14 protein-coding genes are annotated in these 14,115 nt (G+C 49.8%); 10 read left to right on the top strand and 4 right to left on the bottom strand.

Features of this window, described 5'->3' with window-relative positions; genetic code table 11:
• Nucleotides 1-197: 197 nt before the first annotated feature.
• On the bottom strand, nucleotides 198-1,658 hold the full coding sequence (locus ACMHXE_RS17345) for an aminoacyl-histidine dipeptidase (RefSeq protein ID WP_287590517.1): 1,461 nt from the start codon (nucleotides 1,656-1,658) through the stop codon (nucleotides 198-200).
• Nucleotides 1,659-1,869: 211 nt separating this feature from the next.
• Here ACMHXE_RS17345 and ACMHXE_RS17350 point away from each other — a divergent pair, with 211 nt between their 5' ends.
• The 4 genes from ACMHXE_RS17350 (at nucleotide 1,870) to ACMHXE_RS17365 (ending at nucleotide 8,459) form a co-directional block, all read left to right on the top strand.
• Complete coding sequence (locus ACMHXE_RS17350; RefSeq protein WP_101056803.1) at nucleotides 1,870-3,396, top strand: peptidase M17; 1,527 nt, start codon at nucleotides 1,870-1,872, stop codon at nucleotides 3,394-3,396.
• 1,206 nt (nucleotides 3,397-4,602) lie between these two features.
• Entirely contained in the window at nucleotides 4,603-5,895 is a 1,293-nt protein-coding gene (locus ACMHXE_RS17355; RefSeq protein ID WP_224866260.1) for an NCS2 family permease, read from the top strand.
• A 189-nt stretch (nucleotides 5,896-6,084) separates the two neighbouring features.
• Nucleotides 6,085-7,203, top strand: coding sequence for a glutamate 5-kinase (gene proB, locus ACMHXE_RS17360; protein WP_100144199.1), 1,119 nt, complete (start codon nucleotides 6,085-6,087; stop codon nucleotides 7,201-7,203).
• Complete coding sequence (locus ACMHXE_RS17365; protein WP_234555586.1) at nucleotides 7,200-8,459, top strand: glutamate-5-semialdehyde dehydrogenase; 1,260 nt, start codon at nucleotides 7,200-7,202, stop codon at nucleotides 8,457-8,459. The genes proB and ACMHXE_RS17365 overlap by 4 nt, the downstream gene beginning before the upstream one ends.
• Before the next feature lie 84 nt (nucleotides 8,460-8,543).
• Here the strand turns inward: ACMHXE_RS17365 and ybaK are convergent, their stop codons facing one another.
• On the bottom strand, nucleotides 8,544-9,017 hold the full coding sequence (gene ybaK, locus ACMHXE_RS17370; RefSeq protein WP_028780679.1) for a Cys-tRNA(Pro) deacylase: 474 nt from the start codon (nucleotides 9,015-9,017) through the stop codon (nucleotides 8,544-8,546).
• Nucleotides 9,018-9,437: 420 nt separating this feature from the next.
• On the bottom strand, nucleotides 9,438-9,731 hold the full coding sequence (locus ACMHXE_RS17375) for a DUF3144 domain-containing protein (protein ID WP_101056800.1): 294 nt from the start codon (nucleotides 9,729-9,731) through the stop codon (nucleotides 9,438-9,440).
• Nucleotides 9,732-10,631: 900 nt separating this feature from the next.
• Here ACMHXE_RS17375 and ACMHXE_RS17380 point away from each other — a divergent pair.
• The 5 genes from ACMHXE_RS17380 (at nucleotide 10,632) to ACMHXE_RS17400 (ending at nucleotide 13,036) form a co-directional block, all read left to right on the top strand.
• Entirely contained in the window at nucleotides 10,632-11,018 is a 387-nt protein-coding gene (locus ACMHXE_RS17380) for a hypothetical protein (RefSeq protein ID WP_339086747.1), read from the top strand.
• Between the two features lie 170 nt (nucleotides 11,019-11,188).
• Nucleotides 11,189-11,446 carry a hypothetical protein gene (locus tag ACMHXE_RS17385; RefSeq protein ID WP_248952460.1) on the top strand — a complete coding sequence of 86 codons (258 nt, stop codon included), beginning with the start codon at nucleotides 11,189-11,191 and terminating at the stop codon, nucleotides 11,444-11,446.
• 70 nt (nucleotides 11,447-11,516) lie between these two features.
• Nucleotides 11,517-11,915, top strand: coding sequence for an SMI1/KNR4 family protein (locus ACMHXE_RS17390; protein ID WP_413732906.1), 399 nt, complete (start codon nucleotides 11,517-11,519; stop codon nucleotides 11,913-11,915).
• Between the two features lie 106 nt (nucleotides 11,916-12,021).
• Nucleotides 12,022-12,402, top strand: coding sequence for a hypothetical protein (locus ACMHXE_RS17395; protein WP_412486776.1), 381 nt, complete (start codon nucleotides 12,022-12,024; stop codon nucleotides 12,400-12,402).
• Nucleotides 12,403-12,799: 397 nt separating this feature from the next.
• Entirely contained in the window at nucleotides 12,800-13,036 is a 237-nt protein-coding gene (locus ACMHXE_RS17400; protein WP_286996972.1) for a hypothetical protein, read from the top strand.
• A 74-nt stretch (nucleotides 13,037-13,110) separates the two neighbouring features.
• Here the strand turns inward: ACMHXE_RS17400 and ACMHXE_RS17405 are convergent, their stop codons facing one another.
• A complete protein-coding gene (locus tag ACMHXE_RS17405) occupies nucleotides 13,111-13,536 on the bottom strand; it encodes a hypothetical protein (RefSeq protein WP_413732908.1) in 426 nt (141 codons plus the stop codon).
• Between the two features lie 31 nt (nucleotides 13,537-13,567).
• Between ACMHXE_RS17405 and ACMHXE_RS17410 the strand changes: the two genes are divergently transcribed.
• On the top strand, nucleotides 13,568-14,115 hold a 548-nt coding region (locus tag ACMHXE_RS17410; RefSeq protein ID WP_413732083.1), incomplete at its 3' end, for a transposase.

The raw sequence follows: 14,115 nt of genomic DNA on the forward strand, positions 1-14,115 counted from the left end.
AAAAAGCCGCCCCGGAGTGCTCCGGTGCGGCTTTTTTTTAATTACCTTTCTTGAAGTGGCATTTGTGCTGGCAAGGTTCGCTTACCCCAATCACATAGTTTGCCCATGTTGATGGGGCGTCACTCACTTGCCGCCTGGCTGCCACGCCAAGTCGTTTGGCGCTATTTATTCAAGGCTTAAGTGCCTTTAACAAGGTATCAGGCCTTTTCGGGAATACGTTCCAGTACCGCCAACAGCAGCTGCCAATATTGGCCCACTGTGGTGATATTCACCATTTCATCCGGGCTGTGGGGGAAGCGTATGGTGGGGCCGATAGACACCATATCCATGGCCGGATAGGGCTCCTTGAACAGGCCACATTCCAAACCGGCATGGATCACCATGATCACCGGCTCTTTATGGTAGATGTCCTGATAGGTGTCGCGCACAATCGCCATTACAGGAGACTGGCTGTCTGGCTTCCAGCCTGGGTAGGCGCCGGAAAGATCAATCTCGGCACCGGCCAGGTTGGCCAGGGCGATCAGCATGCCTTCAACCTGGCTGCGACCAGAGTCAATTAAGGAGCGGATCAGGCACAGGAGTTTGACATCCTGTTCGCTGGTATTGATCACCCCGAGGTTGAGTGAGGTCTCGGTCACGCCTTCAATCTCGTCACTCATTCGCATGACACCGTTGGGGCAGGCATGCAGCAGATCGATAAGAGTGTTCTGACTCTGCTCGCTCATCACCTTGGCAGGCAGCGGCACTTCGGTGAGAGTCAGGCAAGCGGCCGGATCGGCAACCGCCAGCTCTTCTCTAAGCAGTGCCTGGAAAGCCACGGCGGTTTCGCTCAAAGCTGTGGCTTGTTCGGCCGGTACCAGAATAGTGGCACTGGCTTCGCGGGGAATGGCGTTACGCAGCGAGCCGCCGTTGAATTCGGCCAGTTCCAGCTGCAGGCTTTCGCTGTGTTCAAACAGGAAACGGGCCAGCAGCTTGTTGGCATTACCGCGTCCCAGATGAATGTTCACCCCTGAGTGGCCACCCTTTAGCCCGGAGAGCGTCAGGTTGAATGCCTGGAAACCCTCGCCTGTGGCTTCCCAGACCATGGGCAGGGTGATCTCGGCATCCACGCCACCGGCGCAGCCCATGTAGATCTCGCCTTCCTGCTCGGAATCTGTGTTGATCAGGATTTCACCGCGAAGCATACCGGCTTCCAGGCCAAAGGCTCCTGTCATACCAGCTTCTTCATCTATGGTCAGCAGCACTTCCAGCGGTCCGTGGGGAATATCGTCACTGCCGAGAATGGCCAGCGCCGATGCCATGCCTATGCCGTTATCGGCACCCAGAGTCGTGCCCTGAGCCTTGACCCAGTCGCTATCAATCCAGGGCTGGATCGGATCTTTGACAAAGTCATGCTCTTTATCGGCATTTTTCTGCGGCACCATATCGATATGGGCTTGGATCACCACGGGTTTGCGGTTTTCCATCCCGGGAGTGGCATCTTTGCGAATAATCAGGTTACCGACTTTATCTTCGATAACATCAAGCTGACGGTCTTTGGCCCAGTTCTGAATATACTGGCTGAGCGCGGCTTCATGCTTGGATGGGTGAGGAATGGCACAGATTTGTTCAAACCACTGCCATAGAGGCTGAGGTTGCAATTGGCTGAGACTGGACACAGCAAACTCCTGATCTTTTCGTCTGGTTGGCGGGCTTGGACCGGGCCAAGCGCGAGTTGTCATCAGTCTATCACAGAGCGACGTAAGGGCGCAGAACCCAGTTGGGACAATTGTTTATTTGTGGCAGCGAAACTTGCCAGCCAGATATTGGTAATCCGGCGCCGGAAAGGGAATAATGCTGGGCGCCAATAAAAAATAATTAGGATGGGTCATGGTTGAATTTATTGATGTTACTGACCAGGATGCAATTTTCAGTGAGGCAGACTGGGATGCATTACTGGTGGTCAGCGCCGATGTGACGGCGTGTCCAATCGAAGAGGTGGCTATGCTGGCCTCCCACGGGGCTCAAGTTGACAAACGGGTGGGCAAGAGCCCAACCCTGTTGTTTGCTCCCGGGCTTGCCGGTGGCCGTTTGATTATCGCCCCGGTCGCGCCGCTTGGCGATTATGACGATGTGCGCGCCTTCGCCAATGCCGCCCGTGCCGGTATCGCCATTGCCCGTGACGCCGGAGCCAAAAGGCCGCTGTTGTGGGTCGATAAGCCTGCATCCTTAGGCGATGAATACGCCAAGGCAGATATGGTTGCGGCGCTGGCAACGGCGCAGGAGTTATGGCAGCCATTGGAAGCCCGTGAGGCGGGTGCCGCCCTTGACAGCATAGAAGCCATAGGGGTGATGAACGGCGCCGATGCTGGCATGCTCAATGCCATTGAAGCCGGCCGCACCCTTGCCAGAGATCTTTGTGGCACTGAGCCCGAGCGCATGGGCGCCCCTGCCTTTGCCGATTACTGCCTCAACGCCTTCAAAGAATCAGGGCTGTCGCTACAGGTCGTGGAAGACAGAGACATTCTCGAGCGGGACTATCCCTTGCTGAGCGCTGTGGCGCGGGCCTCTTTTGCCGTGGCCAGACATCAGCCCAGAGTCGTTAAATTGGAGTACCGCGGCGAAGGTGACATCCAGCACAACTATTTCTTTGCCGGTAAGGGCGTGGTGTATGACACAGGCGGCGCCGATCTGAAAGTGGCCGGCGCCATGGCCGGTATGAGCCGCGACAAGGGCGGCGCGGCTGCCGTGGCCGGTTTGATGAAGACCTTGTCATTACTCAAGCCCAAAGGCATTCGTGTGGTGGCCGAACTGGGGCTGGTACGCAACAGTATAGGCAGCGAAGCCTTTGTCACGGACGAAATCATCACAGCCCATTCGGGTGTCAGGGTCAGGATCGGCAATACCGATGCCGAAGGGCGTTTGGTGCTGGCCGACTTGCTGTCTCATCTGCGTTTAAAGGCGCAGGGCAGTGCGGCGCCCGAGCTATTCTCTGTGGCAACCCTGACCGGCCATGTGGTGCGAGCCTATGGAGCTTACAGTGCGGTAGTGGCCAACGCCGTTGCCGAGCAACAGGCATTGCCCAAGCGGTTGCAGGCCAGCGCCGAGCGTTACGGTGAAGGGCTGGAGCTGTCCCGTTTGCGTAAGGAAGATTTTGCCAAGGTGCGTGATGTTTCCGGTGCCTCTGAGCTACTTTCTTCCAATAATGCGCCCTCATCGGTTACCGCCAGAGGACACCAGTATCCGGCGGCCTTCCTGCTAAAGGCTTCCGGATTGGCACAACACGGGTTAAAAGACGTTCAGCCCATGGCCTATAGTCATCTGGATATTGCCGGCAGTGCCACTGAAGGCGATCCCCTCTATGGCAAACCTACGGCGGCGCCGCTGCTTGGGTTGTTTGCCTATATGACTGAGTAAGTCCTCAATGCCTCCCGGCCGACGCTGTCGGCCGGGTTATCCCTGCACTCTGTCCGTTGGCTTTTCTTTACTTGGCGACCGCTATGTTGGCATTACATGGCTCCGACATTTGCTGGATGTCATCTTACCTAAGTTCTCCATTGCAAACGGTTGGGTCAGAGCTGATTTGAAGCCGTTTGAATTGTCATCCACTACGAGCACTGAAAACAACAGAAAACTTTCAGACGGATTTTTAGTCAATCCTGTAACCGGGTGATCTAACTCACTTTAACTGGTCTTACCTCTTTGGGATCACGCTTTTACCCCTGTGGGGAGACTAACATTTGGGCACTGACTGACAGTCAATTACAGCGTTAGATTTTACTTAATTGGAATTAGCTTAGTTTAATTTGTTTTTGATTTATTTGTTTAGAATCAAGTGGTAAGGCGTATTTTTTACTGTGTTTCGAGATGTGTTATTCGGTGCTTTGGGTAAATCTTGTGTAACTTTTATGTAATTACCTTACAGTTTTAGGTGTGTTTTAAATTTTTTGCCTTAATACTTGTAATAAAATTACAGATAGCTATAATAGCTCTCGTTGGTTAGGCAAGCGCCTTCCACCTCTAGTCAATCCAGGATGGATAACTATCTCCAGGGAAATGAGTGACAAGTTGTCTCCACGGATATGAGAACCTCTAGTTCCAGGGAACCGAGCCAAGCTTCACTAGAGTATTTATTTCACAACTTTGTTAGGAGTATCGGCTATGTCTTACACAGGCAAAAACAACCTAGTTTATTGGAGCAACACCTGGTTTGATTGTCAGGTTTTGCGCGGCGGCATGTTCGCCATGAGTTTCAAGGGCTGACTACCCCTTTAAGTAGTTCCATCATCCATCAACCTTTGTTCACCACTTTGTGGTGTATTTAGACTCAAGTCGCAATAGAAGTTTTGCTTCTGTTGCCAGGTGTTACCCGCTAGCGCGGTAGACTCTTTCCCTTTTGGGTGCTTGATACATGTCTTGGCCTGCTCTTTGAGCAGGCTTTTTTTTGTTTGCGGCAAAATGTGAATAAATTGTGAGCTGGTGGGCATTTAATGGATACCACTGGCTGGCTAACTACTCTGGTGCTGGTCTGAGCAGAGCAAACTCCCTATAATCTGCCGCCGATGACCTCGTTAAAGAAGTGTCACAAACCTCCCTACACTCAAATTCAAGGAACCTGGTTCCATGTTGGAAAAACTGTTCAAGTTAAAGCAAAACAAAACCTCTCTGAAGCAGGAAGCTGTGGCGGGTCTAACCACCTTTCTGACCATGGCTTACATCATCTTCGTTAACCCCGCTATGCTGGCCGATGCCGGTATGGATCAGGGCGCAGTCTTTGTGGCGACCTGTATCGCGGCGGCGATAGGTTGTCTGGTCATGGGACTTTTGGCCAACTATCCCATCGCCCTGGCGCCGGGAATGGGTCTCAACGCCTTTTTTACCTATACAGTTGTGGGTGAAATGGGTTACAGCTGGGAAACCGCGCTTGGCGCCGTATTCCTCTCCGGGATCTGCTTTATGATCCTCTCCTTGGTACGGATTCGGGAATGGGTGGTCAACTCTATTCCTATGTCGCTGCGCCTCGGTATTGCCGCTGGTATCGGCTTGTTTTTGGCGCTCATTGGCCTCAAGAGTGCCGGTATTGTGGTTGCCAATCCGGCAACTCTGGTGGGCATGGGTGATATCACTGCATTTCCGGCGTTGATGTCGGTATTGGGGTTCTTCCTGATCATCGCTTTTGTTCAGCGTGGATATAAGGCGGCGGTGATCCTCAGCATTCTGGCCATCACTCTGCTAGGGCTGGCCTTTGGTGATGTGCAATATACCGGCCTGGTATCCATGCCGCCCTCCATAGCGCCCACCTTTATGAAGATGGATCTCTCCGGCATGCTGGAGATCAGCATGATTTCCGTGGTGTTCGCCTTTTTATTTGTGGACTTGTTTGATACCTCCGGCACCTTGGTGGCTGTGGCGCAGCGTGGTGGTTTCCTGGATGACAAGGGCCGCCTGCCAAGGCTCAACCGTGCCCTGACCGCCGACAGCGCTGCCACTATTGCCGGGGCCATGCTGGGTACCTCGACCACCACAAGTTATGTCGAGAGTACCTCAGGCGTCAGTGCCGGTGGCCGTACCGGCTTGACCGCCGTCGTGGTCGGACTGCTATTTTTGGCCTCACTCTTTATCTCGCCGCTGGCCGGTATGGTGCCTGCCTATGCGACCGCGGGCACCCTCTTCTATGTGGCGATTCTGATGATGTCTGGCCTGGTGCATGTAGAGTGGGAAGATTTGACCGAAGCTGCCCCTGTGGTGGTGGTCTGTCTGCTGATGCCATTGACTTTCTCAATAGCCACGGGTATCGCCTTTGGCTTTATCGCCTATGCGGCGATTAAACTCCTCTGCGGCCGTTTTCGCGATCTCAATGCCGGGGTTGTGGCACTGGCGCTGCTGTTTATTCTCAAGTTTGCCTACGGTGGTTAAAAAAGCTAAAGCGCAAGCATCTGCTTTATGAACTGCATTTATTGAGGGTCATACTTTGTATGGCCCTTTTTGTATGAGATATCGCAATAAATAACGATTTTGTCCGCTTGAAAGCCGACTGCCGCTAGGAATCCTGCGGCGGATTGGGTATAAGATTTATCCCCGACTTTTTTTAAGCAAATACAAGTGATGAACTTGAGTGACACACGCTACCGCCGGGTAGTGGTAAAACTGGGTACCAGTGTGCTTACCTCCGGCAGCAAGCGCCTGGACAAGGCCCATATGGTCGAGCTGGCCAGGCAGATGGCGACCCTGATGCGCGCCGGTATCGAAGTGGTTTTGTGTACCTCCGGCGCCATTGCCGCCGGGCGTGAGCATCTGATGTATCCGGAGTTGCCGGATACCATGGCCAACAAACAGTTGCTGGCGGCCGTGGGCCAGAGCCAGTTGATCCTGGCTTGGGCTCAATTATTCAGTATTTATGGTCTGCACGTGGGGCAGTTGCTGCTGACCCGGGCGGATCTCCATGATCGCGAGCGCTATCTCAACGCCAGAGATACCCTAAATGCGCTGCTGAAACAGAATATTATCCCCATCATCAATGAAAACGATGCCGTTGCCACCAATGAGATCAAGGTAGGGGACAACGACAACCTGTCCGCCCGCGCAGCGCTTTTGTGCGATGCCGACTTGCTGATCCTGCTGACAGACCAAAAAGGCTTGTTTGATGCCGATCCGCGCCACAATCCCAATGCTCATCTTATCAGCGAAGTGGCCAATATCGACGACAGCCTGCGGCAACTGGCCGGCGGCTCGGTTTCCGGATTGGGTACCGGCGGCATGGCAACCAAGCTGGAGGCGGCCGACATAGCTCGCCGCGCCGGTATCGAAGTGGTTATCGCCTCGGGTCATCATCCGGATGCCATCGAAAAAATCGCTGCCGGCGAGTCAGTGGGGACTCACTTCTGCGCCATCGAAACCCCACTGGAGAGCCGTAAGCAGTGGATCCTTGCCGGGCCCAAGGCCAAGGGGAAACTGACCTTGGATGAAGGCGCGGTGCGGGCGGTAACCGAAAAGGGCCGCAGTCTGCTGTCCAAGGGGATTATCGCCGTCGAGGGCGAGTTTGAACGCGGCGCCACGGTGCAACTGTTGGATCCCAAGGGCCGTAAACTGGCGCGGGGGATCTGCCGATACAGCGCCGTGGCCCTCAAACGTATCGCGGGCCAGCATTCAGATAACATTGAATCCTTGCTGGGCTATGACTATGGTGATGCAATAGTGCACCGCAACGACATGGTGGTTTTATGACAGCTGAATATCTGCAACAATTGGGGCAAAGGGCCAAGGAAGCCAGTTTTGCCCTGGCCAATCTTTCCGGCACCGCCAAGCAGCAACTGCTGCATAATATCGTTGCCGCTCTCAAGGCCGATGAAGCGGCTATTCTCGCGGCTAATGAGCAGGATGTCGCTGCGGCCAAAGAGGCTGGTCTCAACGCGGCCATGATAGACAGGCTGCTGCTGGATAAGTCGCGCCTGGCCGGAGTGATAGCCGATATCGACAATGTGATTGCCCTTGCCGACCCCATTGGCCGCGAATATGACAGTCGGGTGCTGGATAACGGCTTGCGCCTGTGCCGCCGCGCCGTGCCACTGGGGGTGATAGGCGTTATCTATGAGGCCAGGCCCAATGTGACTGTGGATATTGCCGTGCTGGCCCTTAAAACCGGCAATGCGGTGATCCTCCGTGGCGGCAAGGAAACCCTGAAATCCAACCTGGCACTGGCCAAGGCCATTCGCCAGGGCGTTAAAGCCAGTGGTTTGCCGGAAGATGCGGTGCAGCTTATCGACAACCCTGATCGCACCCTGGTTACCGGCCTGCTCAAGCTGGATCAATATGTGGATATGATAGTACCCCGCGGCGGCGACAAGCTGCAGCGGCTCTGCGCCGAACAGGCGACTATCCCGGTTATTCTCGGCGGTATCGGTATCTGCCATCTCTATCTGGATAAGACGGCCGAACTGGAGAAGGCTATTCCTGTCATTCTCAACGCCAAGGTGCAGCGCCCAACCGTATGTAACGCCCTGGATACTCTGTTGGTGCACAAGCAGATAGCCAAGGAGGCATTGCCCAAGGTGGCCAAGGCCTTAGTCGATGCCGGGGTTAAGCTGGTAGGTTGCCCCGAGACTGTGGCTATTCTTGGATCCGAGCAAGTGGCCGCCGCCAGCGAGGATAGCTTTGCTACCGAGTGGTTATCTCTCAATCTGGGGATCCGGGTAGTCGATGATATCCAGCAGGCCATAGGTCATATTCGCCGCTATTCCAGCGGTCACTCCGAGGCTATCCTCACGGATGATATCAACGCCGCTACCGAGTTTATGAATCAGGTGAACTCGGCGGCGGTTTACCTCAATGCCAGCACCCGTTTCACCGATGGCGGCCAGTTTGGCCTGGGCGCCGAGGTGGCTGTCAGTACTCAGAAACTGCATGCCAGAGGCCCCATGGGACTGGAAGCACTGACCACCTACAAGTGGTTGGGAGTCGGTGATTACACCGCCAGAAGTTAGTGTTTACTTCTTGTAAAAGGTATTCAGAGCATCGTATAACCCAAGCCCCGCAGTTGCGGGGCTTTTGCTTTGGCCGCTTACGATTCAGCTCTTAATCGCTGCAAAACTGCCGCGGCAGAGCTTGGCCAAGTCCTCTGCGGCAAGACAGATCTCCAGTCCGCGGCGACCGGCGCTGACATAGATGCTGTCAAACTCCTGGGCGCTGGCGTCTATCACTGTGGGTAACTGCTTTTTCTGCCCCAGAGGGCTAATGCCGCCCACCAGATAGCCGGATGAACGCTGCGCCAATTGCGGATTGGCCATCACCAACTTCTTGGCCTTAATCGCCTTGGCAACGCATTTCAAGCTGAGTTGATGATTCACCGGTACCAGGGCCACCGCCAGTGGCGGCGACTTTTCATCGCTGCTGACCAGCAGAGTCTTGAATACCCGGTTGGGATCCAGCCCAAGTGCACTGGCGGCCTCTTCCCCGTAGGAAGGGGCATTCTTGTCATGGTGATATTCGTGAACGGTAAAAGAGATCCCCGCCTTGGTGGCGAGATCGATTGCGGGTGTCACAAGTGTCTCCTTAGGTGATGGCGTGAGTAGCGTTAGTATCGCGTTTTAATCCGGATATCTGTTGCGCCAAAACCTGTCTAACTATCAAAATAGGTGTCATAGCATAAGCCTCAAGCCTTTCTGGGTCGAGACAGCGGGTCACTCTTTTAAGACTCAGTTTAAGAGCAAGACCACAAAGCGGTACAAAATCTTAAGTATTAACTCAGACAATAGCTTAGAAAATAGCCAAGAAAAATAGCTTAGACTAGAGCCTAGACATGAGCTCAAACAACAGCCTAGATATCAGTGGCGATTCAATCTGAATCCGAGGCTAAGCAAAGGCTGGCAAAATCGATAGGCCAAGGAAGGGCTTTAAACATGAGTCAAGTCAAAATACAACGCCCGGCATCTGGCCGGGCATTTTGAAAGGCTATGGCGGCTCTACTTCTGCGTTGCGCGGTAGTGGTCGAAATTCTCGATATAGTCGTCCATCGAGCCTTCAAGCATCTCCTTGTAGCGCTCCATATAGTAATCCATCATCTCTTGCTTTTTCGACTGCATCTGCTCCTTGGTGGCAAAACCGGTAGAGCCGAACCAGGCATTGTAGCGAGCCAGGGCATACATGAAGGAGGCACTGACTTCACCGGTTTGGACTTCAGTATTCTGGTTCTGTTTGTTAGCCAAATCGATGAGTTCACTGGCACGCTGAAAAAACGCCTTATCTGTATCAGACATCTGAGATTCCTGTTTAAAGTCGAGAGCTTGCCTCTCGTTGTTAAGGTTAACTTACCCTAGAGTGTTTTGCTGCAAACTGCTGTAATCCGCTTCACATTCCTGATTGCTAAAGCTCAACAAGCATGAGTTGAATCGCAAAGAGAGCAACTTTCCCCCAAATAGCAATCATTTCGGCGCCGACAGCTAAAGCAGTATTTTATCGTTTTTACTTCATTTCTCCCGATTGGCGATTGTTTCACTCATCCAATCTGGTTATTGTAGATACAATTCAACTGCTTATGTTAAGCCTTTGCTTAACTGCAGTGGATATGACACTCAGTGTAGTAGGCCATAAGAGGGAATATTGGCCTGACACAGTTCCCGGACCGTTCTCGGCGGTTTTGGGGTATCTTCAGGGACGAAGTCAGTTTCGTATCCGTGCGGTAGCTATGCCTACAGCAAAATGCTCCGCAAAAGCGCACCTGTTATGAATGATTTTAGCGTTAATCTGTTGGAAAATTGAAAATATCAATAAATTCAGTTGGGTATAACTAATTGCTGGCCGATGATAGGTTTAGAGCCGCACATGCGTACTCTACAGCTGTTAGTGGGTTTGAGTTGGGTCATGAGGTATTCTGAGCTTGTAGCTGATACCTAAGCAGTCTTGCTTGAATTAGCAGAGTTAACTGGTATCGCGTACGAAAAGCAGTATTTACGGCGTTTAATAAAGCGGCCCAACTTTTGCCCGGTGTTAACACGTCTTCGCCGAACTCAAAGGAAAAATGTATATCTAACCAATAGTTGAACACTAGATTTCGACCTGGGAATGCTCAATTACCAAACAATACTTGAGCGAAAAATAAGTTGTTTTTAGTGGGTTGCTAGATTTTTTGATGCCTTATTGGGAAAAGGAGTTTCTTGATGAATGAACTGGCCAATGAACTAGAAAGCAAAGGGTACAATATCAAGATTCAAGGGAATACGATAAAAATTCGCTTGGGGGGCCTAACCAATCCGGTATCGGTTACCTATGATTTGGCAAAAGACCAATATGATGTTGGTACTAGAGATTTACCTCTAGGTATCATCTACGCGTTTCTTTTTTCTATTTCTCTTTACGGAGCCTTAGTTTTCATCAGTTTTTTGCATGCTTTTATGATTGCAGTCTGTGCTTTTGGGTTTGTTTCTCTGATCATCACAGAATTGAGGGTAAGTCCATTGAGGTATTTTATAGCTCAAAAAAACGGGATGAAAAGCAAGGAAAAAACAAGTAAACCCAAGCTTAAAAACGTGGACAATGAATCCTAGGTAGAGGTTAGCACGACTGAAATAAGTTCGATTTCATCAAAGCTCTACAACTCAAGGCTCTCTTTCGATTTCAAAGAGCTTAAACCATATAGCGCTGCTTGGATGCAGACAGAAAGAAGATTAATTTTTCATTCTATAATGGATAGCTTGATTTTTGTTAAAGAGACCAAATGGTAGATTTCAGTATTTCACAAATAGGCGCACTGATCCTGCTCCGGAATTTTAAGCTTTCAAACTTGCTAGAGTCAAAAATAATGGGGGCACCATCAAAGGCTGATATCTGGCACTTGCGTTGCAGAAAAGAGGAGCTGCTAACGCTTCAGAAAGCATTGGCCGAAAAACTCAAGCAAAATGAACAAAAATCTTCTCTAGGCTTGGTTCTGGAAGAGATTGATGAAATATGCAAAAAACACAAAGAGCAAGGCTAGGGTGTATTGCTCATTCTGGGGTGAACCTCGCTACGATTAGTTGTTGTCGGCGTTACGCATAAAGGACGGTATGGAATACGTAAACAAACCACCGGGAGTAAGTAGAGAATCGATTCGAGAGCTTGAAGGGGCTTTTGGTGTTAGCTTGCCAAGTGAGTTTTATGATTGGTGGCAGAAAAGTAATGGGGCGGACATCTTTTTTGGTTTTAAAGAGCTGCAATTTTTCTCAATCATAGAAATACTCGGTGAGGATATATACGAGTTAAAGAAGTATATGCCTAACTCAATTCCTGTTTGCATGGATGGGAATGGTAATATTTGCGTGGCAAAAATTGAACAGGGAAAAATTTCTGGCTATTACATCGCTAATAGTGGCGATTTAGGTTGGGATGAGGCCAAATTTGTTGCCAAGTCTTTTGTTGAATTGATAAATGATCAAGTTTCGCCAGAGAGTAGGTTAAATGTTTAAGAACTGGCTGTGGCATTAAGTTTGAATTGCAACGCGTAATTTATTTCGTTCGGTAAAGTTATTTGTTTGCATTATTTGGATGTTGTTTTTTGGAAGGGGAGTAATTGTGATATTGCCAAGTTATTATACGGAATGGCTCAATAGTATTGATACGGCTGAAGCGGTCTGTTACAGAGGGAGTGAGTTCTATTTACTCTCAGAGAGTGAGCTTGCAGATGAAATCACGATAGATAAAAATACAGTTAATACTTTTAATCAGCTTTATGCCTTCATAAAAACTCAATTGGAAGTTTCCGGTAGTTCTCCTTTAACCATTGAGCAATGCAGCACTTGTATTACGATCGGAACTGACAATGGTAACCCGGTTTTTATCGACCTAATGCGTGATTCAGACTTGTTCTGCTATTACCTTGATGGTGGTTATATTGAAGCGAAAGGTGGTAATTTGCTTAGCTTAACCATGGAAGCGATAATTGATGATATATGAAGTTTAGAGATATTGGCTCTTTTGGTTGGTTTGGTCAGTTTAAGGTGTGGCAAGGGTTTCAGCGGTATTTAGCTATCCAGAATATGAAGTGATGTTATGGCTGAGTTATTCCTAATTTGTTGCTGTAATGGTTAGGCAATACAAAACAACCAAAGTTACCAACTTTAAAGCCCCTAAGTCGGACGCCATATGTGCAGCTATTGCGACCTGTGTCAATGAGGGAAGTCTGACTTACATTTTGGGCTCACCACCGCGCTATCGTTTGCAAAGATGAGTAATACTTGGACATCATACATGCCGTAAAAATAATGTTTAAATGTAACTTCATAAATAAATTTTATAGTTATTAAAAATAATCAATGAGTTGGAACTCGACCAACTATCAAGGACGAAAATAATGAACAGACGTTTTATTTTTTCTGCATGCCTACTAACGCTCGCAAGTTGTGCAACTACTCCATCGGCAGATATTCAAGCTAAACGGGCGCAACTTGAGGCGACAACACCAGTTTGTATTGATGAAAAAGACTGCAAAGCTAAGTGGGAAGCCGCTCAGCTTTGGATTGTACGTAATGCTGGATTCAAGCTACAAATAGTCACCAACATCGCTGGTGGACTTTTCCGACATCATTAGCCGATCGTTTTCTGACATCGCTAAAGGAGTTTTTGGACACCTTTAGGATGAGTTTTCTTACTCTATAAAAAGGGCTACCTTTGCTTGGCAAGTTTGGCTGTTAGTTTCGCTATTCGCTTTTCGTAATCATCAGTCCACCCTTGCTGTAATGCATTCTTGGCCAGTTCAAGTGCACCTTTAAGATCGCCTTCTTTTTCAAGAATGATAGCAAGTTGTTTGTAACCTGTATGTGAAGGCAGAATTTGAGGTTCATCATAATAGGGATGAGTCATACCCGTTAATTTATGAAGCCGTTTTAATTCTTTCGGTTTTTCGGGATAACGAAATTTTTTGACTAATTTACTGGAAATAGATATCTGCAATAAGCAAAACTCTTTGGCCTTTTCATAATGAGCTTGGTCATTTCGCAAACGGTAATGATATTTAATTAAACCAGCTAGAGCTAAGTGAATATCTATGTAATTTCGCTTAGTCTGGTAGTGTTCATAAATCTGTGTCATTTGAGTAATATACACCCAAAAGGATATTCAAATGACCAAACCTACATTCGACATGGAAGCCGCCATTGAAGCTCTGCGTGCAGGTAAAGACCTGACCGGCAAAGATGGTATTCTCACCCCACTCATTAAACAGCTTACTGAAGCGGCCCTCAATGTTGAGCTCGACCAACATCTTGAAGATAAGCAGCCTGGTAATCGCAGAAATGGCAAGACCAGTAAGACACTGAAGACCGCTACCGGTAGCTTTGAGCTGCATACTCCGCGTGACCGAGATGGCACCTTCGAGCCTCAAGTTGTAAAAAAGAACCAGACATACCTGACCGATGAGATGGAGCGGAAAATCATTGCGCTATTTTCACTGGGCACAAGTTATCAGGATATTCGTGCCCATATCGCCGATATCTACGGCATTGAAGTCCCCAATGGCACCATTAGCGCCATTACTGATAAACTGCTACCTGAGCTTCAGGCTTGGCGTGAACGTGATTTAGAAGCCCTGTATCCCATCCTCTGGCTTGATGCTATTCACTATAAAATCAAAGAGAATGGCCGCTTTGTCAGCAAAGCTGTGTACACCAT

The organism is Shewanella sp. BJSY2023SW007 (assembly GCF_047314525.1).
Taxonomy (GTDB): Bacteria; Pseudomonadota; Gammaproteobacteria; order Enterobacterales; family Shewanellaceae; genus Shewanella; species Shewanella chilikensis.